The 25,118-nt window shown below is 62.2% G+C and carries 25 protein-coding genes and 1 other RNA gene; 15 read left to right on the top strand and 11 right to left on the bottom strand.

What is annotated here, in order from left to right; all coding sequences use genetic code 11:
- Positions 1-35: 35 nt before the first annotated feature.
- On the bottom strand, positions 36-344 hold the full coding sequence (locus PNI01S_RS15175; RefSeq protein ID WP_024765306.1) for an RnfH family protein: 309 nt from the start codon (positions 342-344) through the stop codon (positions 36-38).
- A complete protein-coding gene (locus PNI01S_RS15180) occupies positions 337-771 on the bottom strand; it encodes a type II toxin-antitoxin system RatA family toxin (protein ID WP_024765305.1) in 435 nt (144 codons plus the stop codon). Before PNI01S_RS15180 ends, PNI01S_RS15175 begins: the two co-directional genes overlap by 8 nt.
- Before the next feature lie 176 nt (positions 772-947).
- Here PNI01S_RS15180 and smpB point away from each other — a divergent pair, with 176 nt between their 5' ends.
- On the top strand, positions 948-1,427 hold the full coding sequence (gene smpB, locus PNI01S_RS15185; protein WP_024765304.1) for an SsrA-binding protein SmpB: 480 nt from the start codon (positions 948-950) through the stop codon (positions 1,425-1,427).
- 36 nt (positions 1,428-1,463) lie between these two features.
- Here smpB and PNI01S_RS15190 read toward each other — a convergent pair whose 3' ends face one another.
- On the bottom strand, positions 1,464-2,240 hold the full coding sequence (locus tag PNI01S_RS15190; RefSeq protein WP_024765303.1) for an FCD domain-containing protein: 777 nt from the start codon (positions 2,238-2,240) through the stop codon (positions 1,464-1,466).
- A gap of 342 nt (positions 2,241-2,582) precedes the next feature.
- Between PNI01S_RS15190 and PNI01S_RS15195 the strand changes: the two genes are divergently transcribed.
- The 11 genes from PNI01S_RS15195 to PNI01S_RS15245 all read left to right on the top strand — a co-directional run bounded on the left by PNI01S_RS15195 (position 2,583) and on the right by PNI01S_RS15245 (position 18,300).
- On the top strand, positions 2,583-4,262 hold the full coding sequence (locus PNI01S_RS15195) for a lactate permease LctP family transporter (RefSeq protein ID WP_084358522.1): 1,680 nt from the start codon (positions 2,583-2,585) through the stop codon (positions 4,260-4,262).
- Between the two features lie 161 nt (positions 4,263-4,423).
- Complete coding sequence (gene lldD / locus PNI01S_RS15200) at positions 4,424-5,569, top strand: FMN-dependent L-lactate dehydrogenase LldD (RefSeq protein ID WP_024764816.1); 1,146 nt, start codon at positions 4,424-4,426, stop codon at positions 5,567-5,569.
- 194 nt (positions 5,570-5,763) lie between these two features.
- Entirely contained in the window at positions 5,764-8,574 is a 2,811-nt protein-coding gene (locus PNI01S_RS15205) for an FAD-binding and (Fe-S)-binding domain-containing protein (RefSeq protein ID WP_084358523.1), read from the top strand.
- A gap of 205 nt (positions 8,575-8,779) precedes the next feature.
- Complete coding sequence (locus PNI01S_RS15210; protein WP_037017122.1) at positions 8,780-9,457, top strand: response regulator; 678 nt, start codon at positions 8,780-8,782, stop codon at positions 9,455-9,457.
- Between the two features lie 47 nt (positions 9,458-9,504).
- Positions 9,505-10,857, top strand: a complete 1,353-nt coding sequence (locus PNI01S_RS15215) for a sensor histidine kinase (protein ID WP_084358673.1) — start codon at positions 9,505-9,507, stop codon at positions 10,855-10,857.
- A gap of 86 nt (positions 10,858-10,943) precedes the next feature.
- Entirely contained in the window at positions 10,944-11,210 is a 267-nt protein-coding gene (locus tag PNI01S_RS15220) for a PA2433 domain-containing protein (RefSeq protein ID WP_024764813.1), read from the top strand.
- A gap of 150 nt (positions 11,211-11,360) precedes the next feature.
- The gene (locus tag PNI01S_RS15225) at positions 11,361-14,645 is read left to right on the top strand and encodes an acetyl-CoA carboxylase family protein (protein ID WP_084358524.1); all 3,285 of its coding nucleotides are present in this window, start codon (positions 11,361-11,363) and stop codon (positions 14,643-14,645) included.
- A gap of 400 nt (positions 14,646-15,045) precedes the next feature.
- The gene (locus PNI01S_RS15230) at positions 15,046-16,059 is read left to right on the top strand and encodes a sodium:calcium antiporter (protein ID WP_084358525.1); all 1,014 of its coding nucleotides are present in this window, start codon (positions 15,046-15,048) and stop codon (positions 16,057-16,059) included.
- Between the two features lie 86 nt (positions 16,060-16,145).
- On the top strand, positions 16,146-16,823 hold the full coding sequence (locus tag PNI01S_RS15235) for a type 1 glutamine amidotransferase domain-containing protein (RefSeq protein ID WP_024764811.1): 678 nt from the start codon (positions 16,146-16,148) through the stop codon (positions 16,821-16,823).
- A gap of 73 nt (positions 16,824-16,896) precedes the next feature.
- Positions 16,897-17,254: a transfer-messenger RNA gene (ssrA, locus tag PNI01S_RS15240) on the top strand.
- Positions 17,255-17,442: 188 nt separating this feature from the next.
- On the top strand, positions 17,443-18,300 hold the full coding sequence (locus PNI01S_RS15245) for a toll/interleukin-1 receptor domain-containing protein (RefSeq protein ID WP_256576657.1): 858 nt from the start codon (positions 17,443-17,445) through the stop codon (positions 18,298-18,300).
- Here the strand turns inward: PNI01S_RS15245 and PNI01S_RS15250 are convergent.
- The 6 genes from PNI01S_RS15250 to PNI01S_RS28855 all read right to left on the bottom strand — a co-directional run bounded on the left by PNI01S_RS15250 (position 18,288) and on the right by PNI01S_RS28855 (position 21,935).
- On the bottom strand, positions 18,288-19,280 hold the full coding sequence (locus tag PNI01S_RS15250) for a phage integrase (protein WP_084358527.1): 993 nt from the start codon (positions 19,278-19,280) through the stop codon (positions 18,288-18,290). The two genes, PNI01S_RS15245 and PNI01S_RS15250, sit on opposite strands and share 13 nt — an antisense overlap.
- Entirely contained in the window at positions 19,280-20,572 is a 1,293-nt protein-coding gene (locus PNI01S_RS15255) for a phage replication initiation factor (RefSeq protein ID WP_084358528.1), read from the bottom strand. Before PNI01S_RS15255 ends, PNI01S_RS15250 begins: the two co-directional genes overlap by 1 nt.
- A gap of 85 nt (positions 20,573-20,657) precedes the next feature.
- Entirely contained in the window at positions 20,658-20,831 is a 174-nt protein-coding gene (locus PNI01S_RS28515; protein ID WP_167632566.1) for a hypothetical protein, read from the bottom strand.
- Between the two features lie 375 nt (positions 20,832-21,206).
- Positions 21,207-21,596 (bottom strand): hypothetical protein, encoded by a 390-nt coding sequence (locus tag PNI01S_RS15265; protein WP_084358529.1) that lies wholly within the window; start codon positions 21,594-21,596, stop codon positions 21,207-21,209.
- The gene (locus PNI01S_RS15270; RefSeq protein WP_084358530.1) at positions 21,589-21,804 is read right to left on the bottom strand and encodes a helix-turn-helix domain-containing protein; all 216 of its coding nucleotides are present in this window, start codon (positions 21,802-21,804) and stop codon (positions 21,589-21,591) included. Before PNI01S_RS15270 ends, PNI01S_RS15265 begins: the two co-directional genes overlap by 8 nt.
- Positions 21,801-21,935, bottom strand: a complete 135-nt coding sequence (locus tag PNI01S_RS28855; protein WP_023088508.1) for a hypothetical protein — start codon at positions 21,933-21,935, stop codon at positions 21,801-21,803. Before PNI01S_RS28855 ends, PNI01S_RS15270 begins: the two co-directional genes overlap by 4 nt.
- A 210-nt stretch (positions 21,936-22,145) precedes the next feature.
- Between PNI01S_RS28855 and PNI01S_RS15280 the strand changes: the two genes are divergently transcribed.
- From PNI01S_RS15280 to PNI01S_RS15290, 3 genes are all read left to right on the top strand, one after another.
- The gene (locus PNI01S_RS15280) at positions 22,146-22,421 is read left to right on the top strand and encodes a hypothetical protein (protein WP_033998342.1); all 276 of its coding nucleotides are present in this window, start codon (positions 22,146-22,148) and stop codon (positions 22,419-22,421) included.
- Positions 22,422-22,553: 132 nt separating this feature from the next.
- Entirely contained in the window at positions 22,554-23,060 is a 507-nt protein-coding gene (locus PNI01S_RS15285) for a hypothetical protein (RefSeq protein WP_084358532.1), read from the top strand.
- A gap of 82 nt (positions 23,061-23,142) precedes the next feature.
- Positions 23,143-23,844, top strand: a complete 702-nt coding sequence (locus PNI01S_RS15290) for a hypothetical protein (protein ID WP_143514256.1) — start codon at positions 23,143-23,145, stop codon at positions 23,842-23,844.
- A gap of 245 nt (positions 23,845-24,089) precedes the next feature.
- Here the strand turns inward: PNI01S_RS15290 and PNI01S_RS15295 are convergent, their stop codons facing one another.
- Together PNI01S_RS15295 and PNI01S_RS15300 are read right to left on the bottom strand one after the other, a co-directional pair.
- On the bottom strand, positions 24,090-24,419 hold the full coding sequence (locus PNI01S_RS15295; RefSeq protein WP_159457347.1) for an ankyrin repeat domain-containing protein: 330 nt from the start codon (positions 24,417-24,419) through the stop codon (positions 24,090-24,092).
- A 343-nt stretch (positions 24,420-24,762) separates the two neighbouring features.
- On the bottom strand, positions 24,763-25,065 hold the full coding sequence (locus tag PNI01S_RS15300; protein WP_024764810.1) for a hypothetical protein: 303 nt from the start codon (positions 25,063-25,065) through the stop codon (positions 24,763-24,765).
- Positions 25,066-25,118: the final 53 nt, after the last annotated feature.

Here is a 25,118-nt window from a genome sequence, read left to right on the forward strand (position 1 = left end):
GCTTTTTTGTTGCCCGTGGTTTCGTCACCGAAGTATCAGCCGCGCGCCGCCTTGGCTCTCGCCGCGCGCTGCTTGCGCACTTCCTTGGGATCGGCGATCAGCGGGCGATAGATTTCTACCCGCTCCCCTTCTTCCAGCACGCGCTCGTCGGGCCTGGCCACTACCTTGCCGAAGATGCCCAGCGGACAGCTCTGCACATCCAGATCGGGAAAATGAGCGGAAATATCCGACAGCGCCACCGCCTCGCGCATCCGAGTGCCACGGGGAACACTCAGGCGCAGCAGCATCTGCTTTTCCGGCAAGGCATAGACCACCTCGATGGCGATACTCGCGGATTCAACCATGCAGCTGCTTGGCACGCTGGCAGAAGGCGTCGACCATGGTGTTCGCTGCCTGGGTGAACAGCGGGCCGAGCGTGGCTTTCACCAGCGCTCCGGCGTAGTCGAAGGTCAGGTCCAGGGAAATCTTGCAGGCCTTGTCACCCAGCGCCTTGAAGGTCCACACGCCATGCAGCTGGGTGAACGGCCCCTCCTCGAGGTTCATCTCGATGCTCTGCCCCGGCACCAGCACGTTACGGGTGGTGAAGCGCTGGGTAATGCTGCCCTTGGCCACGGTCAGCTCGGCGCGCATGGCCGTATCGCTTTCCGCCAGTACGGTGGAAGCCGAACACCAGGGCAGGAACTCCGGGTAGCGCGCCACATCGTTGACCAGGTCGTACAGCGCCTTCGCCGGATAGGGCAGCAGGGCCGAACGCTGGATATGCGTGCTCATAGATTTCTCGCTTTGTGTTGTGGGGCATCTGACCGACATCTGACCGGACAGCAGCGCCCTCTGATCAAAAAAACAGCGCGCATTCTCCGAGATTAGCCACGCACCCTCAAGCTTGCATGCCGTCGCATGCTGTCCCGATAGCGGCGCGGCGAGTGACTCCCTATAATGCGCGGCCTATGGCTAAACAGAAGAAACACCCTTCGGGGACCATCGCGCAGAACAAGAAGGCTCTGCACGACTACTTCATCGAGCAGCGCTTCGAGGCAGGCATCGCCCTGGCCGGCTGGGAAGTGAAAAGCCTGCGCGCCGGCAAGGCGCAGCTGGTGGACAGCTACGTGCTGCTCAAGGATGGCGAGGCCTGGCTGCTCGGCAGTCACATCACGCCGCTGACCACTGCCAGCACCCACGTCATCGCCGACCCGGTGCGCACGCGCAAGCTGCTGCTGCACAAGCGCGAGCTGGGCAAGCTGTTCGGCGCCGTGCAGCAGAAGGGCTACGCCTGCGTTGCGCTGTCGATGTACTGGAAGAAGCACCTGATCAAGTGCGAGATCGCACTGGCCAAGGGCAAGAAAGAGTACGACAAGCGCGGCACCGAGAAGGAGCGCGACTCCGACCGGGAAATCCAGCGCGCCATTCGTCACGGCAAGGACGACTGAGCCTCCAAGCGCCCTCCTGCGAGGGCGCGTTGCCGGTCAAGCGTCCACCGCGCCCTGGCGTCGCTGCGCGCGTTGCAGGCGCAATTCCTTCGCCTGCACCTCGGCCAGCACTTCCTGCACGTAGTCGATATGCCGCTGGGAAATCTCCCGCGCCGCTTCCGCGTGCCCGCCAATAATCGCCTCGTACAACTCGCGGTGCTGACGCATCAGTTGCTCGCGCGTCTCGTCACGCTGTGCGTACATCCCGCCGATATTGGTCACCACATTGCGCTTGAGCAAATCGAACAGGCCACGAATGGTGTGCAGCAGCACGGCGTTGTGGCTGGCCTCGGCGATGGCCAGATGGAACGCCGCGTCCGCCGCCCCCTCCTCCGCACGACTGACCTTGCCCACCCGCAGATAGCAATCCTGCAGCGTATCGAAGGACTGCTTCAGGCGCTGGTGATCCACCTCGGTTGCACGCAACGCCGCGTAATAGGCGCAGGAGCCTTCCAGGGTGTGGCGGAACTCCAGCAGATCGCGCTGTGCCTCCGGATTGCTTTCCAGCAGGTGCAGCAGCGGATCGCTGAACATGGAGCCCAACCCCTCGCTGACATAGTTGCCTCCGCCCTGGCGACTGACCAGCAGCCCCTTGGCGCCGAGCTTCTGGATCGCCTCGCGCAGTGAGGGCCGCGACACGCCGAACTGCTCGGCCAGCACGCGCTCGGCGGGCAAGCGCTCGCCGGCCTTGAGAGTGCCCTCGAGGATCATCGCTTCCAGCCGCTCGACGATGTCGTCCGACAAACGGCGCTGCTTGACCTGACCAAAACTCATCTTCGTGAACCCCCTCGCTCTCTCACTCTGAGCCGCGCTCCAGACGCGCTCTGCACAGCGCGCGGCAGCCTACCCAGTGGCGCCGCCGGCAACAAGACCAGCTCACGTTCCCGAGCGCCCTCGACAAAAGTCGCAGAGCAGCAAATTGACACGTCGCCAGCAGGGCTTTTACCCTGAGCGCTCAGCCTTGTAAATTGGTAATACCAATTTACCGCAAGCTGGATTGCACCACAACATAAAGCCGCGATCAGTCGACCGTCTGCCCACGCGCCACAAGCGCACCGGAATCGCCCGACCGGCAACCAGGCCCTCCACCCAAAAACAATTAGGGAGCCAACACAGATGCAAACCTGGCAGCAGATCTATACCCCGCTCGGCAGCCTCGGCCTGTCCGCGCTGGTCGCCGTCATCCCGATCGTGTTCTTCTTCCTCGCCCTCGCCGTGTTCCGCCTCAAGGGCCACGTCGCCGGCAGCATCACCCTCGCCCTTTCCGTCATCATCGCCATTGCCGCCTTCGGCATGCCCGCCGACATGGCCATCGCCGCTGCCGGCTATGGCTTCGCCTACGGCCTGTGGCCGATCGCCTGGATCATCGTCGCGGCGGTGTTCCTCTACAAACTCACGGTCAAGAGCGGCCAGTTCGAAGTGATCCGCAGCTCGGTGCTGTCGATCACCGGCGACCAGCGCCTGCAGGTGCTGCTGATTGGCTTCTCCTTCGGCGCGTTCCTTGAAGGTGCGGCGGGCTTCGGCGCACCGGTGGCAATCACTGCCGCCCTACTCGTCGGCCTGGGCTTCAACCCGCTGTACGCTGCCGGCCTGTGCCTGATCGCCAACACCGCGCCGGTGGCCTTCGGCGCCCTGGGCATCCCGATCATCGTGGCCGGCCAGGTCACCGGTATCGACGCCTTCAAGATCGGCGCCATGACCGGCCGCCAATTGCCGTTCCTGTCGATCCTCGTACCGTTCTGGCTGGTGTTCATGATGGACGGCTTCAAGGGCGTGAAGGAAACCTGGCCGGCCGCCCTGGTCGCCGGGGGCAGCTTCGCCATCACTCAGTACTTCACCTCCAACTTCATCGGCCCGGAACTGCCGGACATCACCTCCGCGCTGGTCAGCCTGATTTCCCTGACCCTGTTCCTCAAGGTCTGGCAGCCGGCCAGCGAGCGTGCAGTGGTCGCTACCGCAGGTGGCGCGGCGGTCATGGGCAGCGGCAACGGCGCTCGCAGCACCGAACCGTCGCCCTACAGCTTCGGCGCAATCCTCAAAGCCTGGTCGCCCTTCCTGATACTGACCGTACTGGTCACCCTCTGGACCCTGAAGCCGTTCAAGGCGTTGTTCGCGCCGGGCGGCGCGCTGTATAGCCTGGTGTTCAACTTCTCCATCCCGCACCTGGACCAACTGGTGGTGAAAACCGCCCCCATCGTCGCCAACCCGACGCCGATTGCCGCCGTGTTCAAGCTGGACCCGATTTCCGCCACCGGCACCGCGATCTTCCTCTCCGCCGTGATCTCGATGCTTGTTCTGCGGATCACTGCGAAAACTGGTCTGACCACCTTCAAGGAAACCCTGCTTGAGCTGAAGTGGCCGATTCTCTCCATCGGCATGGTGCTGGCCTTCGCCTTCGTCACCAACTACTCGGGCATGTCCACCACCCTGGCGCTGGTCCTGGCCGGCACCGGCGCAGCGTTCCCGTTCTTCTCGCCTTTCCTCGGCTGGCTGGGCGTGTTCCTCACCGGTTCGGATACCTCCTCCAACGCGCTGTTCAGCTCGCTGCAAGCCACCACCGCGCACCAGATCGGCGTCAACGACACCCTCCTGGTCGCGGCGAACACCAGCGGTGGCGTGACCGGCAAGATGATCTCGCCGCAGTCCATTGCCGTGGCCTGCGCCGCCACCGGCATGGTCGGCAAGGAGTCCGACCTGTTCCGTTTCACCCTCAAGCACAGCCTGATGTTCGCCGCCATGGTGGGCCTGATCACCCTCGCGCAGGCGTACATCTTCACCGGCATGCTCGTGCATTAAGGGAGTCATCGCCGCCCCGTCGTTCACAGACAGAACGGCGGGGCGGCCGGCCCAGGCGCCACGCGATAGCTGCAACAAGCCCGGCAAAGCGTCTAGCTTGTTCAGGGTTCCTGCCGTCACCGTGACGCCTTAATCGACAGACCTTCAACGATGGGACGCCCATGATCATTTCTGCCTCTACCGACTACCGCCCCGCGGCCCAACGCAAGCTGCCGCCGTTCCTCTTCCACTACGCCGACGGTGGCGCCTACGCCGAGCGCACCCTGCGCAACAACGTCGACGACCTGGCCAGCATCGCCCTGCGCCAGCGCGTGCTGAAGAACATGTCCGAACTGAGCCTGGAGACGAAGCTGTTCGACGAGACGTTGAGCATGCCCATCGCCCTGGCCCCGGTCGGCCTGACCGGCATGTACGCCCGGCGCGGTGAAGTACAGGCAGCCCGCGCAGCGGCCGCCAAAGGCATTCCCTTCACGCTGTCCACGGTGTCGGTCTGCCCTATCGAGGAAGTCGCCCCGGCCATCGACCGCCCCATGTGGTTCCAGCTCTACGTGCTCAAGGACCGCGGCTTCATGCGCAACGCGCTGGAGCGCGCCAAGGCCGCCGGTGTGAAGACCCTGGTGTTCACCGTCGACATGCCGGTGCCCGGCGCCCGCTACCGCGACGCCCACTCCGGCATGAGCGGCCCGAACGCGCCGCTGCGCCGTGTCTGGCAGGCTATGACCCACCCGGCCTGGGCACTGGACGTCGGCCTGCTGGGCAAGCCCCATGATCTGGGCAACATCTCCAAGTACCGCGGCAACCCCACCGGCCTTGCCGACTATATCGGCTGGCTGGGCGCCAACTTCGACCCGTCGATTTCCTGGAAGGACCTGGAGTGGATCCGCGAGTTCTGGGACGGCCCGATGATCATCAAGGGCATCCTCGATCCGGAAGATGCCAAGGACGCGGTGAAATTCGGCGCCGACGGCATCGTCGTCTCCAACCACGGCGGCCGCCAGCTCGACGGCGTACTCTCCAGCGCCCGCGCCCTGCCGGCGATTGCCGATGCGGTGAAAGGCGACCTGAAGATCCTCGCCGACTCGGGCATCCGCAACGGCCTGGATGTGGTGCGCATGATCGCCCTGGGCGCGGACACTGTGCTCATTGGCCGCGCCTTCCTCTACGCCCTGGCCACCCACGGCGAGGCCGGCGTGAAGAACTTGCTGGACCTGTTCGAGAAGGAAATGCGCGTGGCCATGGTGCTCACTGGCACCAAGACCATCGGCGAGATCACCCGTGATTCGCTGGTGCGCGAACTGGGCGCGTAATCGCTCTTCGTAGCGCGCATAACCTGGAACGGGCTATGCGACGTTCCTGCGGTGTATGACGCTGGCGCGTTATACACCCTACGAGAGCGGTAGCCTGGGAGCATCCCGGCAAAAAGCGCACCTTGTGTACGCAAAAAAAGAACACCGATGGGCCGTCCAGCGGCCCACGCTCACCGATGATGAATGGAGCTGCCATGAGCCTCCCCACCGCCTTCCTCGATACGGTAGAACACCTGATTCCCCGCGAACGCCGTTTCGACGACCCGCTCTCGACCCTGGCCTTCGGCACCGATGCCAGCTTCTATCGGCTGATCCCCAAGCTGGTGATCCGCGTCGAGAGCGAGGATGAAGTCGCCACGCTGCTCAAATCCGCCCACGCCCACCAGGTCGCAGTGACCTTCCGCGCTGCCGGCACCAGCCTCTCCGGCCAGGCCGTGAGCGACTCGGTACTGCTGGTGCTGGGTGACAACTGGAATGGCCGCGACATTCGCGAAGGCGGCACGCAGATCCGCCTGCTGCCCGGCGTCATCGGTGCCCAGGCCAACGCCTGGCTGGCGCCTTTCGGCCGCAAGATCGGCCCGGACCCGGCCTCGATCAACGCCTGCAAGATCGGCGGCATCGTCGCCAACAATGCCAGCGGCATGTGCTGCGGAACGGCGCAGAACAGCTACCACACCCTCGCTGGCATGCGCCTGCTGCTGGCCGATGGCACCCTGCTGGACAGCGAGTTGCCCGGGAGCATCGCCGCCTTCCGCGAAAGCCACGGCGCGTTGCTCGAGCAGCTCGCCGAACTGGGCCGACAGACCCGCGCCAACCCCTCGCTGGCCGCGAAAATCCGCCACAAGTACCGTCTGAAGAACACCACCGGGCTGTCACTCAATGCGCTGGTCGATTACGACGAGCCGCTGGATATCCTCACCCACCTGATGGTCGGCTCCGAGGGCACCCTGGGCTTCATCAGCGCAGTGACCTACGACACCGTGCCGGATCACCCGCACAAGGCCAGCGCGCTGATCGTCTTCCCCGACGTGGAAACCTGCTGCAAGGCCGTGACCGTGCTCAAGCAGCAACCGGTCTCCGCCGTGGAGCTGCTGGACCGCCGCAGCCTGCGCTCGGTGGAAAACATGCAAGGCATGCCGGTATGGGTGAAGAGCCTCTCCGAAGGCGCCTGCGCGCTGCTCATCGAATCCCGCGCGGCGACCCAGTCGCTACTGCACGAACAGCTTGAACAAATCATGGCCTCCATCGCCGATTACCCGGTTGAGAAGCAGGTCGACTTCAGCGAAGACCCGGTCGTCTACAACCAGCTCTGGCGCATTCGCAAGGACACCTTCCCGGCCGTCGGCGCGGTGCGTGAGACTGGCACCACGGTGATCATCGAGGACGTCACCTTCCCCGTCGAACAGCTCGCCGAGGGCGTGAACCGCCTGATCGGGCTGTTCGACAAGCACGGCTACGACGAAGCCATCCTGTTCGGCCACGCGCTGGAGGGGAACCTGCACTTCGTCTTCACCCAGGGCTTCGAGTCCCCCGAACAGATCACCCGCTACTCGGCCTTCATGGACGACGTCGCGCACCTGGTCGCCGTGGAGTACGGCGGCTCGCTGAAGGCCGAACACGGCACTGGGCGCAACATGGCGCCCTTCGTCGAGTTGGAATGGGGCCATGACGCCTACCAGCTGATGTGGCAACTCAAGCGTCTCCTCGACCCCACTGGCATCCTCAATCCCGGCGTGGTGCTGACCGACGACCCACAGCTGCACCTGAAGAACCTCAAGCCGCTGCCGGCCGCCGACGAGATCGTCGACAAGTGCATCGAATGCGGCTTCTGCGAGCCGGTCTGCCCGTCCAAGGGGCTGACCCTGAGCCCGCGCCAGCGCATCGTGATGTGGCGCGACATCCAGGCCAAGCGCCGCGCCGGCATCGACACCACCGAACTGGAGCGCGACTACCAGTACCAGGGCATCGACACCTGCGCCGCCACCGGCCTGTGCGCCCAGCGCTGCCCGGTGAACATCAACACCGGCGAGCTGATCAGGAAGTTGCGCGGCGAAGAGGCGCACCACGCCGGCACTGCCACCTGGCTGGCACGCAACTTCTCAACCGCCATCAAGGGCACGAAGTTCATGCTGCATGCGGCCAACGGTGCGCGCATGCTGCTCGGTGCGCCTCGCCTGGCCCGCCTCAGCGCCTCCCTGAGCCACGCCAGCAAGGGCCGTGTGCCGCAGTGGACGCCGGCAATGCCGCAACCGGTGCGCCTCGCAGCAGCGCCGCGCACACTCGATGACAGCCGCCCACGCGTGGTCTACCTGACTGCCTGCGTGTCCCGCGCCATGGGTCCGGCGGCGGCGGACGAGGAACAGATGCCGCTGATCGACAAGACTCGTCAGTTGCTGGAGAAAGCCGGCTATCAGGTGATCTTCCCGGACAACGCCGACAACCTCTGCTGCGGCCAGCCTTTCGCCTCCAAGGGCTACCAGCAGCAGGCTGACGCCAAGCGCGACGAGCTGCTCGCCGAGCTGCTGCGCGCCAGCCGTGGCGGCCTCGATCCGATCTACTGCGACACCAGCCCCTGCACCCTGCGCCTGGTGCAGGACCTGGCGGACGACCGGTTGAAGATCTACGACCCGGTGAAGTTCATCCGCACCCACTTGGTCGAGCGCCTGGACTTCCAGCCGCAGGACAAGCCGGTGGCCGTGCATGTCACCTGCAGCACCCAGCACCTGGGCGAAAGCCAGGCGCTGATCGAGCTGGTCAAGCGCTGCACCCGCGAAGTCGTGATCCCCGAGGGCATCCACTGCTGTGGCTTCGCTGGCGACAAGGGCTTCACCACGCCCGAGCTCAACGCCCACTCGCTGCGCACGCTCAAGGACGCGGTGCAGTACTGCGAGGAAGGCGTCTCCACCAGCCGCACCTGCGAAATCGGCCTGTCCGCCCACGGCGGCATCGACTATCGCGGGGTGGTCTATCTGGTGGACCGCGTGACTCGGGCGCGCCCTCTCTAACGCTGGTGGGTCGCGAACATGGCTGGCTCCTGCCGGCCCCCGGCCAACGAGGAAGCGGACTCTGTCCGCGCTCGCCCCCAGCCCACGGCGTCATCCCTTGTTAACGCCCTGTTAAGCCGGCGCTGTCACCCTCTGCCGCAAAACCGCCGCGGCGGCTATCCTGCTCGGGATGGCCGCGGCGGCGCTGCGCGATAAGGGAGCGAAGATGAGAATCCTGTTGGCGGAAGACGACCAGTTGCTGGGCGATGGCATTCGCGCGGGGCTGGGGCTGGAAGGCGACACGGTGGACTGGGTGAACGACGGTGTCGCTGCCGAGCAGGCGCTGGAAACCGACGAGTTCGACCTGCTGGTGCTCGACCTTGGCCTGCCGCGCAAGGACGGTCTGGAGGTGCTGCGCAGCCTGCGTCGGCGCGGCGACCTGACGCCGGTCCTGATCCTCACCGCCCGCGACAAGGTGGCTGATCGCGTGGCAGGCCTGGACGCCGGCGCCGACGACTACCTGACCAAACCCTTCGACCTCGACGAGCTGCTGGCCCGCGTCCGCGCCCTCACCCGTCGCCATACCGGGCGCGCCGCACCGCTGCTGAAACATGGTGAACTCTCACTGGACCCGGCCACCCACCAGGTCAGCCTGGCGGGCGCACCGGTCGATCTGGCCCCGCGCGAATACGCGCTGCTACGCCTGCTGCTGGAGCAACGCGGCAAGGTGCTGTCCCGTGCGCGACTGGTGGAAGCCCTCTACGGCTGGGACGGTGACCTGGAGAGCAACGCCATCGAAGTCCACATTCACCACCTGCGGCGCAAACTGGGCAACAGCCTGATCCGCACCGTGCGCGGCATCGGCTACGGAATCGACCGCCCCGAAGGCGCCACCCAACCTTGAGCGGCACGCCGCGCCGCGCCGGCTCCATCAGCCGGCGCCTGCTGCTGATGCTGATCGGCGGCGTTTCCCTGCTGTGGCTGGTGGCCGGGCTGTTCACCTATCAGTTGACCCGCGAACAGGTGAACCGCCTCTACGACCAGGACATGATCGACTTCGGCCAGGCCGCCCTGAGCCTGGTGGACATCGCCGACGCCATCGATCCGCAGTCCAGCGACGCCATGGAAATCCTCGCGCGCAGCCGCAAAGCCATCGAAGGGCTGCCGCTGCTTCGCCGCGAAGCCTCACTTGGCTACGCTATCTGGTATCGCGGCCAACCGCTGCTCGCCACGCACAAGCCCCCGAACGGCATCGAGGCACAACCGCCGGGCTTCTCCGACCTGCTCAGCGGCGACGTCAACTGGCGTGTACTGCAGATGGCCACGCCGGGCGCCGACGAAGTGCGCATCTGGGTCTTCGAGAACCTGCATTACCGCCACAAGACGCTGCACCTCTTGCTGTTCAGCGCTCTGTTCCCGCTATTGCTGGCGCTGCCGCTGATCGGTGTGCTGGTGTGGTTCGGCGTGCGCCAGGGTCTGGCTCCCTTGCGCAGCCTGATCGAGCAGGTGCACCAGCGCAGCGCCCACAGTCTGCACCCACTGGCCTTGAGCCGGGCGCCAGTGGAGGTACACAGCCTGGTCAACGAACTGAACCTGCTGCTGGAGCGCCTGAACTCGGCGATGGAGGCCGAACGCCGCCTGACCAGCGATGCCGCCCACGAAATCCGCACACCATTGGCGAGCCTGCGCACCCACGCCCAGGTAGCGCTGCGCTCTTCCGACCCTGCCGCCCACGCCCATGGCCTGCAACAGGTCAGCCGCAGTGTCGAGCGGATCAGCGCGCTGATGGAGCAGATTCTCCTCCTGGCCCGTCTGGACGCCGAAGAACTGCACGAGATCTTCGCCCCCGTGGACCTGCGCCTGCTGGCCGAAGACACCATCGCCGACCTCGCGCCCCAGGCAATCGACAAGCAGATCGACCTGACTCTCGACAGCCAGGAAGCCACCCTGCCAGGCGTCGCCGCCTGGCTCGGGGTGATGCTCACCAACCTGGTCGGCAATGCCTTGCGCTACACCCCCGAAGGCGGCCGCGTTTCCGTCACCCTGGAAACCAGCAGCGACCGTCTGACGCTCTGGGTCCGCGACAACGGCCCCGGCGTCGCCCCCGCCGAGCGTGCGGCGATCTTCACCCGCTTCTACCGCAGCCCCAGCGTCGCCAGCAGCAGCGGCAGCGGGCTGGGCCTGCCCATCGTCAAGCGCATCGTGGAAATCCACCGCGGGCGCATCAGCCTGCACGAAGGGCTGGAAGGCGCAGGCCTTGGCGTTTGCGTCGAACTCCCGACAACAACCGGCCAAATACTCTGAACCCCGCGTAAAAAACCGCAGTCCACCCTGTACGGCCGGCCTTTCCGGGCCGCCGACCATCGGTCCAACGTGACAGGAGAACTGCCATGAAACGCGCCGCCCTGCTCATCACCGCCGCCCTGCTGGCCTCGCCGGCCTTTGCTGACGACCTGTGCAGCACCAACCTGCAGAAAGTCGACGACGCGGTGAAAACCACCACCAACAACACCCAGGCCCAGGAACAGGCGATGCGCCTGCAGGAAAAGGCCGCCCAGGCCCAGGCCGCCGGCAACACCAAGGAATGCATCGCGCACACCGAAAAAGCCCTGAAGCTGCTCAAGGACAACGCCGGCGACGGCGGAGCCAACGGGTGACCCCGGTCGCGGTGACCGGCCACTGCGCCGGTCGCCGCCCATAACGGCGGCGAAGCCTGCGCCATTCGCGAGGCCGCAGTTCGTTCCCCCGCCTCCGCCGCTCCCTAAGATGGTGCGATTCCCGATCACAAGAATCACAACGGAATCGCCATGCCCGTCTCCCGCTTGCTCATCGCCAACCGTGGCGAAATCGCCATCCGCATTGCCCGCGCCGCCGCCGAGCTGGGTATCCACACGCTGGCGATCTTCGCCGAAGACGACGCCGCCTCGTTGCACACTCGCCAGACCGACCAGGCTGCTGCCCTCAAGGGGCGCGCTGCCAGCGCCTACCTCGATCAGCAACAGATCATCGACATCGCCCTGGCCCAAGGCTGCGACGCGGTGCACCCGGGTTACGGCTTCCTCTCCGAGAACGCCGACTTCGCCCGCCGCTGCGAAGCCGCCGGCCTGACCTTCGTCGGCCCATCGGCAGACGTGCTGGAGGCCTTCGGCGACAAGGCCCGCGCCCGCGATCTCGCCCGCGACCACGGTGTGGCACTGGTCGCCGGCAGCAATCACGCCACTTCGCAGCAAGACGCCGAGCGCTTCTTCCGCGAACTGCCCGCCGGCGCCGGAATGATGATCAAGGCACTGGCCGGCGGCGGTGGCCGCGGCATGCGCGCGGTGCGCAGCGGCGAGGAAATCCCCGACGCCTACACCCGCTGTCAGGCCGAAGCCCGCGCGGCCTTCGGCGATGATCGCCTCTACGTCGAGCGCCTGATCCAGCGCGCCCGACACATCGAAGTGCAGGTGATCGGCGACGGCCGCAGCGTCAGCCACCTGTGGGAACGCGACTGTACCCTGCAGCGACGCAACCAGAAGCTGCTGGAGATCGCCCCGAGCCCCAACCTGCACCCACGCCTGCGCGGCGCCATCCTCGCCGCCGCCGTGCGCCTGGCCGAGGCAGTGAACTATCGCGGGCTGGGCACCTTCGAATTCCTCCTGGACGAGGACAGCGGCGACTTCGTGTTCATGGAAGCCAACCCGCGCCTGCAGGTGGAACACACCGTCACCGAAGCGGTCACCGGCATCGACCTGGTACAGGCGCAACTGCGCATCGCCGCCGGCGCCAGCCTCGCCGAGCTGAACCTGACTCAGGCCGAGATTCCCGCGCCGCGCGGCCACGCCCTGCAACTGCGGATCAACCTGGAAAGCCTCGCCAGCGATGGCACACCGCATCTGGCCTGCGGCACCCTCAGCGCTTACGAACCACCCAGCGGCCCCGGCCTGCGCGTGGACGGCTACGGTTACGCAGGCTACCGCAACAGCGCCGGTTACGACTCGCTGCTGGCCAAGCTGATCGTCCACGGCAGCAGCGGTTATCCACAGCTGGTGCAGCGCGCCTACCGCGCCCTCTGCGAATTCCGCCTCGAAGGTGTGGCGAGCAACATTCCGCTGCTGCTCAACCTGCTGCGCCAGCCTGCAGTGGCGGACAACCAGGTCACCACGCGCTATATCGAAGAACACCTGCCGGCGCTGCTCGATGCGCAGGACCACACCCATCCGCACCGATTCTTCAGCCACGCCAGCGCTGCGCCGCAAGCCCAGCGCGCGAGTGAAGCCCCCACCGGCTGCGTTCCGCTGGCCACGCCCAGTGCGGGAGTCCTCGTCAGCCTGCAGGTGGCTCCCGGCGACGCCGTCGCCCTGGGCCAGACCATCGCCGTGGTCGAGGCGATGAAGATGGAGTTCGAGGTAAAGGCCGGCGCCAGCGGCATCGTCCATAGCCTGGCCGCCACCCCCGGCGATAGCCTCGGCGAAGGCGAAGCGCTGCTGTTCGTTGAGCCGGCCGACATCGAAGCGCAGGACCACGAAAGCAGCGCCGCCATCGCTCTCGACGCCATCCGCGCGGACCTCGCGGAAGTCATCGAACGCCACGCCATCGGCCTCGACGAGCGCCGCCCGGACGCTGTCGCCAAGCGCCACCGAAACGGCAAGCGCACCACCCGCGAAAACCTCGCCGACCTGCTCGATGAAGGCAGCTTCATCGAATACGGCGCATTGGCCATCGCCGCCCAGCGTCGTCGCCGCAGCGTCGAGGAATTGATCGCCAGCAGCCCCGCCGACGGCCTGGTCAGCGGCCTGGGCAGTATCAACGCCGCGCAATTCGGCGACGAAAAGGCCCGTTGCCTGGTGCTGGCCTACGACTACACGGTGTTCGCCGGTACCCAGGGCGTGATGAACCACAAGAAGACCGACCGCATGCTGCACCTTGCCGAGCAATGGCGCATCCCGCTGGTGCTCTACGCCGAAGGCGGCGGCGGGCGCCCCGGCGATACCGACTTCGTCGGCGTGGCCGGGCTGGACAACATGAGCTTCGTCGGCCTGGCGCGGCTCTCCGGGCTGGTGCCGCTGGTGGGCGTGGTCTCCGGACGCTGCTTCGCCGGCAACGCCGCCCTGCTCGGCTGCTGCGACGTGATCATCGCCACCCGCGACACCAGCCTGGGGATGGCCGGCCCGGCCATGATCGAAGGCGGCGGCCTGGGCAAATTCGCCCCCGAGGAAGTCGGCCCCAGCGACGTGCAGAGCGCCAACGGGGTGATCGACGTGCTGGTGGAAGATGAAGCCGAAGCCACCCGTATCGCCCGCCAGTACCTCGCCTACTTCCAGGGTGACATCACCGACTGGCAGTGCGCCGACCAGCGCCTGCTGCGCCATGCGGTGCCGGAGAATCGTCTGCGCGTCTACGACATCCGCCAGGTCATCGAACAATTGGCGGACAGTGGCTCGGTGCTGGAGCTGCGCCGTGGCTTCGCCGCCGGAATGATCACCGCGCTGGTGCGCATCGAAGGCAAACCCTTCGGCCTGATCGCCAACAACCCCATGCACCTGGGCGGCGCCATCGATGCCGAGGCCGGCGACAAGGCCGCGCGCTTCATGCAGCTGTGCGATGCCTTCGACCTGCCGATCATCTCGCTGTGCGACACCCCCGGCTTCATGGTCGGCCCGGAGGCGGAAAAGACCGCCACCGTGCGCCACGTTTCGCGCATGTTCGTTACTGCCGCCAGCCTTACGGTGCCCTTCTTCACCGTCGTGCTGCGCAAGGGCTACGGCCTCGGCGCACAGGCCATGGCCGCCGGCAGCTTCCACGCGGCGCTGTTCACCGTGGCCTGGCCCAGCGGCGAATTCGGCGCCATGGGCCTGGAAGGTGCTATCCGTCTCGGTTACGCCAAGGAACTGGCTGCCGTGGAAGATGCGCAGGAGCGCCAGGCGATGTTCGACAAGCTGGTCGCCGCGGCCTACCGCAACGGCAAGGGCCTGAATCTGGCGAGCTACCTGGAGATCGACGACGTCATCGACCCGGCCGACACCCGTCGCTGGCTGCTCCGCGGGCTGGCTTCGACGCCACGTCCGGCGCAGCGCCAGGGGAAAAAGCGTCCACTGATCGATACCTGGTAAGCCATGGGTTGAGCTGCGCGGCCGATCCGCTAAAATGCGCGGCGTCATTGGGGAGTAGCCGACCGTTCCGCGAACGGGGGCGACGTCAACACACTTGGCCCAAATCAGTTGACGATCTCGCGAGCTAGAGCAGAACAAGGCGAGAGCAGCGGAGAAAGCGCAGTTTACGAATAGTAAATGAGCATTTCTCAGCTGTTCTCAACGCAGTTATGCCGACGCGCAGCAGATCGTAGACGGATTTCAGGCCATGGCGTCGCCAGCAGACTAGCCTGGCAAGACCTTTGACCACGTGATCTCCGCAACGGCCGGGGAGATGCGTGGTCATGGGTACTACACCGGCCGGGAGCTTCACCGTGATGCACCACCCCATTCTTCGCTCCACTTGTCTGGAGCTGCACGCATGCTGACCTTCATCCTCGAACTGCTCGGCATGCTGCTGGTGATCCTGGTCGCCGCCGAACTCTTCACCAACGCACTGGAACACTTCGGCGAACGCCTGGGTATCTCCGAAGGCGTCACCGGCTCGCTGTTCGCCGCCGTCGGCACGGCGCTGCCGGAAACCCTGATCCCGCTGCTCGCCCTGTTCGCCGGCACGAGCAACATCACGCTCAACGAGGAAGTCGGCGTCGGCGCCATCCTCGGCGCACCGCTGATGCTCTCTACCCTCTCCACCTGCCTGATGGCCTGCTTCGCCTGGCGCGCCCGCGGCCTACTCGGACGCATCCGCCCGGAACGCAGCGGCCTGCAGCGTGACCTGAACTTCTTCCTGGTCGCCTTCAGCTTCGCCACCATCGCCATGTTCGTACCAGCGCAATTGCGCTCCGTGCGCATCGCCCTCAGCGTGCTGCTGGTACTCACCTACGTCGCCTACATCACCCTGACCCTGCGCGCCTCGCGGAGCCTGGTGGACGACGGCCACGGCACCGAAGCCGACCACCACATGTACCTGTCGCGCATCGGCCTGCCGATCAACCTCGCCACCATCCTGCTCCAGCTGTTGCTGGGTGTGGCGCTGCTGGTGCTGGGCGCGAAGGGCTTCATCCATGGGGTGGAAGGCTTGTCGCACCTGCTGGGCCTCTCCGCGCTGCTGCTGTCGCTGCTGATCATCCCCATCGCCACGGAGCTGCCGGAGAAGATCAACAGCATCCTCTGGGTCCGCCGCGGCCGCGACACCCTGGCCTTCGGCAACATCAGTGGCGCCATGGTCTTCCAGGGCACCCTGCTGCCCGCCATCGGCATCCTGCTCACGCCCTGGCAGCCGCGCATCGAGGTCCTCACCGGCGTGCTGATCACGCTGGGCGCCGCGTTTTGGCTACGACTCAACGCCCAGCGCAGCAGTGGATTGCCGGTCTGGGTGCTGCTGCTCAACGGCGTGCTGTATGCCGCCTATCTGGGTGTCACCCTGTCGCGCTGACGCGCGCGGCTCATTGCCTACACTGACAGTCCGGGCTGCCGCTTCGGCGGCAGCCGCACGACTAGCGATACGCCGAAGGAGTGAGCATGAAAATCCTGGTAGTCCTGACCTCCCACGACCAGCTCGGCAACACCGGCAAGAAAACAGGGTTCTGGCTCGAGGAGTTCGCCGCGCCCTACTATGTCTTCAAGGATGCCGGCGCCAGCCTGACGCTGGCCTCGCCCAAAGGCGGCCAACCACCGCTGGACCCCAAGAGCGACGAGGAAGACGCACAAACCCCGGCCACCCTGCGCTTCCGCCAGGACAGCGAAGCCCAGGCCGCGCTGGCCAGCACCGTGAAGCTCAGCGAGGTGAAGGCCGACGACTTCGATGCCGTCTTCTACCCCGGCGGCCACGGCCCCCTCTGGGACCTGGCCGAGGACCGCGCCTCGGTGGCCCTGATCGAAGCCTTCCACTCCAGCGGCAAGACCGTTTCCGCCGTCTGCCACGCCCCGGCCGTGTTCCGCCATCCTCGCGGGCTGGACGGCCAACCGCTGGTACAGGGTCGCCACGTCACCGGTTTCTCCAACAGCGAAGAGGAAGCCGTCGGCCTCACCGACGTCGTGCCCTTCCTCGTCCAGGACATGCTCAAAGCCAACGGCGCCCGCTACAGCAAGGGCCCGGACTGGCAGAGCCACGTCGAAGTCGACCGCGGCCTGATCACCGGTCAGAACCCCGCATCGTCCGAGGCCGTGGCCGAAGCCGTCCTGAAATTCCTGGCCTGACAAGCCTTCACACCGCCCCGGTGGCTATCGGGGCGGCTTTCCCGTAGAATGAATCCCGACCTTGACAGGTTTTGGGGCCGATTAGGATTCGACGCCGGTAACAAAACTCTAGGGGCATGCCGAGTAGGTGACAGTTCTCGTAAATCAGCTGCCACAACTTTATAGTTGCCAACGACGACAACTACGCCCTAGCAGCCTAAGTGCCGCTAGCAGACCCTAGGGGATGCCTGTAAACCCGAAGATTAGGTCTGTCATATAGAACAGGATCGCCGCCAAGTTCGCTGTAGACGTAACGGCTAAAACTCATACAGCTCGCTCCAAGCGCCCTGCCACTCGGGCCGCGAGGAGTTAACCTAGTAGAGATGGCTAAGCATGTAGAACCGACAGCGGAGAACTGGCGGACGGGGGTTCAAATCCCCCCGGCTCCACCAAACGCAAACGATAAGCCCCTGATTTTCCTAGTGAATTTCAGGGGCTTTTTCGTTTCTGCTGCAAATTGTCGAAGAAATGTCGAAAATGCCTCAGCTGCACCGCAGAGCAGCCGCCTGCTCTGCTCAGCAGACGACACATGACTGAAAGCAGCCTAAAGGATTAGCCAGCTATGAGCATTAGAGTTTTCTTGAGCCACAACCACCACGATAAGCCTTTTGTCCGGAAACTCGCTGCGGATCTAGAAGCGCACAACGTCATATGCTGGCTGGATGAAGCAGAGATGCAAATTGGGGACTCCCTGATTCAAAAAATCAGAGAAGGAATTGATAACTCAGACTACTTTGCAGTTATCGTATCGCCCCACTCCATCGCTGCACCTTGGGTCGCTAATGAACTCGACGTAGCGATGAGTTATCAGATAGGTGGAAAGAAAATTAAAGTACTTCCCCTTGTAGTGGCAGAATGCGAGCTTCCTGGATTACTACCTGGAAAACTCTACGGTGACTTCAAGGATGAGAGCCAATACGAAGGGTCTTTCAAGAAGCTCCTAGCTTCAATGGGTGTAGTTTACAACCAGAACATTCTAAACCCCAAGAAAACCGAGAGCAGCCTCGCTACCGCCACTGACAAGGCCATTTCCTATGGCCTACGCCTAATGAGCCGACCGTTTCATCGTCCCTTCCAGTATATCGGTTTAACTATCGATCGCGCCGAGATAGCAACAGGCGAAAAAGTTAACGAGTTCGGAAACATCGTAGTAGCAAATGAAGATTGCAAAATGACCCTTCAATCAGAAGGAAACTTCATTAGCTTTATTGAAATTGACTTCAAAAAAACCGAACCTCACTACCAGAACCAAGAATTCAATTCCGAAGCTCTTTTAGGCGCACTGAGCATCGGCCTATCCGAACTAGAACTAGTTCGAACAAAAACTCATTTCCACACATATTACGACCACAAAAGACAGCTTAAAATAACTGCAAGCTGCCTTTATGACGGGGCGCCACTTACGGTAGCTTTCGGCTCAAAGTACTACAACATGTAGCTCTGAAGGGGGCCAAATCTGATCGAGTCCTTCAAGTGATCAGGGGACAAATGTGCATATCGCATAGTCATTGCGAGAGTTGAATGTCCTAGGATTTTCTGCAAAGTGAGAATGTTGCCACCATTCATCATGAAGTGGCTGGCGAATGTGTGCCGGAGAGCGTGGCTAGCTTGGCCTTGCGGTAAATGGATAGAGGTGCGCTCCAGGGCGCGGCGAAAGGATGTGATGCAGGACGTGAACGGGCCGTGCATTCGCCAATGCGCCCTCACCCGGTCAGCCAGCTCTGGTGGAATCGGTACATGGCGTACCTTCCCTGACTTGGTTCCGGCATAGGTTACGACGTTGCCCTGGAGTCGATGCGCAGGCAGCTTTTCCGCCTCGGACCATCGAGCACCGGTAGCCAGGCAAAGCAGCGTCACCAGCTCGGTATGCGGGTTGTCGCAACGGGTGCGGATGGAGTCGAGAAGCTCGCCAATCTGCTCGGTAGTCAGCCATGACAGTTCGCGCTCTTGCAGCTTGAGCAGCTTCACCCCCGCCAGCGGGTTGCCGTAGTCGATCTGGCCCAGATCTTTCAGTTCATTGAACACCGCGCGGAGGTAGCCCAGTTCATTGTTCAGGGTCTTCCCGGATATCCCCTCCTCAAGCCGCTTCCGCCGCAAGCTCGCATACAAAGACGCATCCAAGGCCGTCGCCACCGGGTCCCCCAAGCGAGCAGCCAATTGCAGCATTTTGGACAGCCGCCGAGGCGCATCACGCAGTGAATGGCCGTGCAGGTCGTACCAGAGTTGCACCAACTCGGAGAGCCTACGGCGATCCTTGGGCTTGATGCTCCACACAGGATTCTCGATGCATTTCTGCCGAACCGTGGCTTCGAAGCGTTGAGCCTCGCCCTTGGTCTTGAATCGCTTGCGGAAGCGCTTGCCCTTGATGGGTTCGATATCAGCCAGCCAGCGTCCATCCTCCAGCTTCGTGATTGCCATCAGACGGCATATCCCCTTCGCAAATAGCGGTCTGAGATCAGGTTCTTGATGTGCTTTTCGAGGTCCCGCCGAGTCCAACCCTTCGCTAAGTAGTGGTCTTCGATCACGTGCCAGAATTCGAGGCTGTAGGCGGACTCAATCGCCTTTTTTGCGGGGATGCGCTCGCGTGCAATCAGGCTGATGAACTGGCCCAAGAACATCTCACAGTTCTTGCCGGAGAAGCCCATAGCGGTCTTGCGATAGCGCCGATACTCGACACGCTCGATGAGCGGATCGGCCTCCACCTGGACCTTCACGTCTTGCATGATGAGCGTCCAGAACGGGTCATGCTGAGTACGCAGACCGAGCAGCCGATACGCCTCGCAGCCGTACACCCAGAGGTGATCGAGGTGCTGGGAGATACCTTCATAGGTCCGGGTGCCGATCACGCCACCAGAGGCCTTTATGGAGCCCTGAGCGAACTGATTGATGATGGTGTGGTGGTAGCGAAACTCGATGCGCCAGACCGGTTCCTTGGGGTTGTAGGCTGCGTCGCTGTCACCAAACGGATTGCCGTTGTGGGTGGACCAGACTGCGTTCCAGTAATCGAGCTTGTCGGTAGCGCGGGCCTGTAGCGACTTGTTGTAGACCGCCAACTGAATCCCTGTCGGCGAGCCGAACATGTAGGTTTCACCACGTCCGTAGACCGAGGCGTTGCCGTTGAACTCGATGCGGTCGATGCCGCTGATCTGGCGTACCCGATTGGATCGGCAGTGCATGCGATCCACGATATTTTCTTTCGGGGTCCAACCTTGCACGTCCAGGGCGATGTGGACGGCACATTGGTTAGGTTCGCAGTGAGTCGTCACCGCTGCCGCGAGGGAATCCATAAGTCCCTGGAGCGCCTTCGGAGCTACGCCATCAATCGCATGTGGCGAAACCTCAATCTTGAGGTGAGAGCCGATGCTCTCCAGCTTCATGTTGTGATTCTTGATCAGCAGGATCAGGCCGAGGTCTGCATTCTGCAGACGGAACTGATACCCGGAGTCGCGCCCGATACGCCCCTTGGACCACTCGTAGCCGGCGAACTCGACGAAAGGTTCCTGGGAGTCGAATAGCGCGATGACCTCGGGGCGAATCAGTCCGTTGTACAACTGGCGGACGGTATCCACGCCGCAGCGCAAAACGCGCACCCCGGAAAGGTCGGTCATTTTCGCCGTATAGCCGTCGATGAAGAGGCGGCCTCGCGGTGACTCGATGATTTGACCGTCAGGTTGAACGAGCAGTCGACGCTGATCACCAAACTTTGCCATCTGAATTCTCCAACGTTATCCATTAATGTCCAATTCGCTACGTGTGTTGTTAGACGTGTTACAGGGACGTCGCCGCGCCTTCGGCCTACCGCTCGTGCCTGGCGCTCCCGGCCGGCGTCGCGGCGAACGTCCAGCACTCCAGCTGCACCGGACTGATCCAGCAGGAAGGGATGATGGGCTGCTTGAGCTGAGCGCCGCCGCCCAGGAGGTAGGCCGTCAGCACGAGAGCAACGACGTTGATCAGTCCCTCTAGGCTCATCGCGTTTTCCTCGTTTGCATTTCCTGGGCATGAGCGTGCCCGTCGCCGGAATGCAGGCGCTCGCGCCAGTGATTCAGCGTTCGGAAATGATGAAATTGAGAGGCTCTGAAACGGGGCTCTGGGGCGCGCCGCTGTGGTTATCTCACCACAAAAACAGGTGCTGGAACGGGGCTATGCCGAAGGGGAATGGGGCCGGAAACGTAGTCCAACACTATCCAATTAAGCCCATTCACTCCGCTCTGGTATGCACGACCTGCATCGCCCAACACCAAGGGCTCTGCCCTTGTCATCCCGCTCTTGCCGCCGAGGGCTCGGGAGCGCGGGGCGGAGAAGCTGCCCCACGCTCACCGGCCAAGGCTGATGGCGGGCATGCGTTCAAGGGTTCGCTACGCCCGTGCTTCCGTTCGCCGGAACGGTAGGGCTGTTCCGACGAGCCGGGAGCGCGGCCCTTGAGCGCGTATCGTTAGGGTGGGCGATGCGGTCCAGTACGTTGCCGGAACCATGCCGGTCGCGGTGCCGCATCACCCGGATCGTGCGAATGTCAGACCAGAACAATTCGTTCGGGTAGTGCCCCTCGCCGTTGGCCGCGACGACGAGGAAGTAGGGATCACTGTTAACGCCTTCGAGTGCCAGGACGACGCCAACAACATGAAGGAGACACCAGAGCGGCTCGGGGTCTTGTTCCCATACCAATTCGAAGAGGACGGTTTGCCCCAGATAGGTCAGGGCGCTTTCGGTATCCAGGGAGACACGGTTGCTAGTCATTGGTGTAGTCCCCCGCTTCGAAACTCTCTTTGCCACTGAGCAGCTCAGCTCGGAAGCGGACCATGTTCACCACCTGCATTTCCCCCATGGTGGTGCTGGGGATGGTGCCGTTACGCACCCATTCCTCAGCTTCTTCAACACTCACTCCGCACATTTCGGCGAAGGCGGGGATGGTGCAAATGTCGGGGCTCGATTCGTGTTCGCTCATAGGGGCAACTCCTTTTCCATAAGCTGGCTGGTGAATAGCGCGACGTTGACCAGCACGTGCTTGCCGACTTTCTCGTGGGGGATATAGCCGTTGCGAATCCAGCCCCAGACAACGTCATGGCGGTCACCCATGCGAATCCAATCAGCGAACTCTCTCCAGGGCATCACTGGAGGCGGGCTAGAAAGGTCTTTTTGAGACAGGTTGAGTCCTTCTACATTCATGGCCTTTGCTGCACTATGCTGGTCAATACTGGCAACAGCTAAAGTCAGATTGACTCTAGCTGGAATGAAGCATATTCAGCTCAAGTCAATTTGACTAGAGTTTATTTAGATGAATAAGTAATGATCAAACAGCGCGTCATAACCATTCTGTCGTGGTCCGATATCCGGCTTCCTAAGCTCGAGGAGCTAACGGGAATCAGCCGCTACACCTGGAGCAACCTGAAAAACCCGTCCAAGAACAGGGAAATCAAGGAAGAGGAAATTCTGGCAATCGCGAAAGTTTTCCCGCAGTTCCGTTGGTGGTTGCTGACCGGCGAAGTGATGCCAGAGGTAGGGCAAACCAGCCCTGACTACGAAGACGCGAATCAAAATTTGGCCAATCAAGGCGCGGGGTGACGCTCACCACTGAAGTGAGCAAACGCTGGTACGCATGGCGCTCCAGCGGCCGAGAGATAGTGGAAAAAGAAGAGGCCAGGTCTGACACTCCTGTTATCAGGCGGCCTCTCTGCAAGCAAGGACACGACGTGCATGGAAAAGCGCGAGATTGACGAGCAACTCAAAAGCCTGAGCTTCGAAATGGACGAGGAAATCGACGATCGCAACGAGCGTCGAGGCCACAAAGCTACACCACCCCGCCACGCCCACACTCCCATGGACCCCAGCCACGCCATCATCCTGGCTGCGATCATCATCGTCAGTGGTCTATGGGGCGGGAAGCTTCTCTACGACTACATCCAGGAACAGCGCATCAAGGCCGCCTTCAACGAAGCCGCTGCCTACATGCAGCAGTCTATGAAGCAAGCCGAGCAGGACTCCAGACGCGCGCAGGCAGCAATGCAGCAGAGAATGGCGGTTGCGGAAGACGCTAGAGAACAGCGACGCGCTGAGCAGATTGCTCAAAAACATGCAGAACAAGCCAGAGCGGAACAGGAAGAGCGCTTCAAATCATCCCAGTGCCAGTTCTGGTGGCAGCAGCATAGCCAGCACCCCACGGAGCGAACAATGCAGAGAAAATCCGAAGCATGTGGGGATTGATAGCTACGTCTTCCCCTTACTTTAGCAAGCCACACTGAAATAATTATTCAGCTTTAACCTTACTATGGAGTCAAGGAAAGGAATGTCATTAGAATCTGTAGCAAGCAATATTGCGTGGTATACGAACGCCTTGGACTACATAGCAAGGTCCACTCCATTTTTCCTGGTTCTTTGTGGTCTTCTTGCATACTATTATCGCGAAAAAATAAAATCAATTCTCGCTAAGTCATTGGCATCTGAAGTTGAACATTTAAAGGCGGGTTTCGCAATGGAACTCGCTAAGCAGCAAGCTTCTATGCAGAGGGAACTTGAGGCTTACAAAGTCAGCCTGATCGCAGAGGCAGAACGAGCTAAAGCGACTCAAGATGTTAGAAAGTCGATAGCTCTGAAGTTCTCGGAAAGAAGATTTCAGGCAGTAGTAGCCATCTTAGATATCCACATGGGCATCGATACGGATATCACCACCCATTTGGAGCATGATCTCCAAGGCGACGAAAAAGCCTTCAAAAAAGAGCGCAAGGCTCTTCTGAAAAGGCTCAAAGAGTATGGAAGAGCCTATGACTCTTCAGTGATATTTCTATCTGAAAATCTGAGACTCCACATTCTAAACTTTCGAAATATGGCTTATGATGTTCTGGCGTTGAGAAAAAGCGAGAGCGATCCTTTAGTTGATGAAAACTGCGAGGAAACCGCTAGCTTAATAGATATCTCTATTAAGCTAGAGGACGAGCTAAATAACTTAATAAAATTCTATGAAAGCCTTTCGAACGCCCCTGAACCATGAGCAAGTCATCAGATAAAAACGAGCTCACCGCATATGCCTATATAACGCGCAATTTCATGAAGGAGCCGACCGTACAGGCCTCCTAGCAAGACTGCTAGACTTAAACAATAGCAGCTGAGGCCTGTCGAAAATACTGACCAGCTCTTGCACGCAAAACCCAGTTACCAATCGCGGATGACAGTGCACCGCCTAGCAATATCCAAGTATGGCTATCAATGACAATGGCGAGAAACGGGTTCAGATCCCTACTCTCTTGGGGATACGGTCAGCGCTGCGAGTACGTCCACATGACCTAGCGAAGATGCCAGATCAGCGGGTGTTAGCCCATTGGCATCCTTGATGATCTCAGCACCGAGTTCGAGAAGCAGTGCTATGGCTTCCGGGCGGTCCTGCTCTACAGCACAATGAAGTGGAGTAAAGCCAGTCTCTCCAGGCAGGTTGATATCAGCTCCGGCGGCGACAAGAACGCGGATGGCTTCGCAGTCACCCCAGCAGCTGACGACATGCAGCGGAGAGTCGCCCCAGCCATTTCGATAATGAACGGAGTCAATCTGGTGCTCGAAGAAGTCGGGCACACTCGCAATTTCCGAGAAGATATCCTGGAGTGACCGCATGGGGTTCGTAGCCTAATCAGTCCTTGAAAACAGCAAGCCTTCCCTTCGAAGCCGGCCTGGATGCGCCTAGCCTAGCAAGATCGTCCCGTTGTGCGAGTCGAAAAAGTGTCGAAATCACTTGCCACCACTTGCTATCAATGGCCTATATGCCCCTGCTGAAAGCCCCTATTTCTGCCGTGTTAGCCAATAATGACCATCAATGGCCAAGCCAAAAAACGGGTTCAAATCCCCCCGGCTCCACCAAGTCCAAAGAAAAAGGCGCTGAGCCTCAAGCACAGCGCCTTTTTTCTTGTCTGCGATTTGCCTAGAGCGTGAGGAACCCCAGCCGCGGCATCAGCAACTCGGCACGCTCTTCCCCTACCGTTTGGGCACAAGGCTTCCGCAGGCGCAACCGTTCGGCATTGCACAGCAGCGGGCCGTCGTCGTCTTCGGTACCGAAAGGGTCATCAATCAGCACACCCTTGATCAGCCCCTGGCGGAACAGCTCACGTATGGCGAGGAGGTTGGCTTCGCGCGGCCCGCTCAGATCGCTGATGGATTTGAAGTCGCTTTCCGTGAGCTGGCTGAGCACTGCATTCAGCTGGGCCTGGGAGGGTTTATGGCTCATGAGAAAGCTCCGGGTGCAGCAAGGGTCAAGCCTAACTATCGGCGGCAAATCTT

Source organism: Pseudomonas nitroreducens NBRC 12694 (genome assembly GCF_002091755.1).
GTDB classification, from domain to species: Bacteria; Pseudomonadota; Gammaproteobacteria; order Pseudomonadales; family Pseudomonadaceae; genus Pseudomonas; species Pseudomonas nitroreducens.

Coding starts and splice junctions, on each gene's coding strand:
- PNI01S_RS15175 (WP_024765306.1), bottom strand. CDS start 344: ATGGTTGAATCCGCGAGTATCGCCATCGAGGTGGTCTATGCCTTGCCG.
- PNI01S_RS15180 (WP_024765305.1), bottom strand. CDS start 771: ATGAGCACGCATATCCAGCGTTCGGCCCTGCTGCCCTATCCGGCGAAG.
- smpB (WP_024765304.1), top strand. CDS start 948: ATGGCTAAACAGAAGAAACACCCTTCGGGGACCATCGCGCAGAACAAG.
- PNI01S_RS15190 (WP_024765303.1), bottom strand. CDS start 2,240: ATGAGTTTTGGTCAGGTCAAGCAGCGCCGTTTGTCGGACGACATCGTC.
- PNI01S_RS15195 (WP_084358522.1), top strand. CDS start 2,583: ATGCAAACCTGGCAGCAGATCTATACCCCGCTCGGCAGCCTCGGCCTG.
- lldD (WP_024764816.1), top strand. CDS start 4,424: ATGATCATTTCTGCCTCTACCGACTACCGCCCCGCGGCCCAACGCAAG.
- PNI01S_RS15205 (WP_084358523.1), top strand. CDS start 5,764: ATGAGCCTCCCCACCGCCTTCCTCGATACGGTAGAACACCTGATTCCC.
- PNI01S_RS15210 (WP_037017122.1), top strand. CDS start 8,780: ATGAGAATCCTGTTGGCGGAAGACGACCAGTTGCTGGGCGATGGCATT.
- PNI01S_RS15215 (WP_084358673.1), top strand. CDS start 9,505: ATGCTGATCGGCGGCGTTTCCCTGCTGTGGCTGGTGGCCGGGCTGTTC.
- PNI01S_RS15220 (WP_024764813.1), top strand. CDS start 10,944: ATGAAACGCGCCGCCCTGCTCATCACCGCCGCCCTGCTGGCCTCGCCG.
- PNI01S_RS15225 (WP_084358524.1), top strand. CDS start 11,361: ATGCCCGTCTCCCGCTTGCTCATCGCCAACCGTGGCGAAATCGCCATC.
- PNI01S_RS15230 (WP_084358525.1), top strand. CDS start 15,046: ATGCTGACCTTCATCCTCGAACTGCTCGGCATGCTGCTGGTGATCCTG.
- PNI01S_RS15235 (WP_024764811.1), top strand. CDS start 16,146: ATGAAAATCCTGGTAGTCCTGACCTCCCACGACCAGCTCGGCAACACC.
- PNI01S_RS15250 (WP_084358527.1), bottom strand. CDS start 19,280: ATGGCAATCACGAAGCTGGAGGATGGACGCTGGCTGGCTGATATCGAA.
- PNI01S_RS15255 (WP_084358528.1), bottom strand. CDS start 20,572: ATGGCAAAGTTTGGTGATCAGCGTCGACTGCTCGTTCAACCTGACGGT.
- PNI01S_RS28515 (WP_167632566.1), bottom strand. CDS start 20,831: ATGAGCCTAGAGGGACTGATCAACGTCGTTGCTCTCGTGCTGACGGCC.
- PNI01S_RS15265 (WP_084358529.1), bottom strand. CDS start 21,596: ATGACTAGCAACCGTGTCTCCCTGGATACCGAAAGCGCCCTGACCTAT.
- PNI01S_RS15270 (WP_084358530.1), bottom strand. CDS start 21,804: ATGAGCGAACACGAATCGAGCCCCGACATTTGCACCATCCCCGCCTTC.
- PNI01S_RS28855 (WP_023088508.1), bottom strand. CDS start 21,935: ATGGGTGACCGCCATGACGTTGTCTGGGGCTGGATTCGCAACGGCTAT.
- PNI01S_RS15280 (WP_033998342.1), top strand. CDS start 22,146: ATGATCAAACAGCGCGTCATAACCATTCTGTCGTGGTCCGATATCCGG.
- PNI01S_RS15285 (WP_084358532.1), top strand. CDS start 22,554: ATGGAAAAGCGCGAGATTGACGAGCAACTCAAAAGCCTGAGCTTCGAA.
- PNI01S_RS15290 (WP_143514256.1), top strand. CDS start 23,143: ATGTCATTAGAATCTGTAGCAAGCAATATTGCGTGGTATACGAACGCC.
- PNI01S_RS15300 (WP_024764810.1), bottom strand. CDS start 25,065: ATGAGCCATAAACCCTCCCAGGCCCAGCTGAATGCAGTGCTCAGCCAG.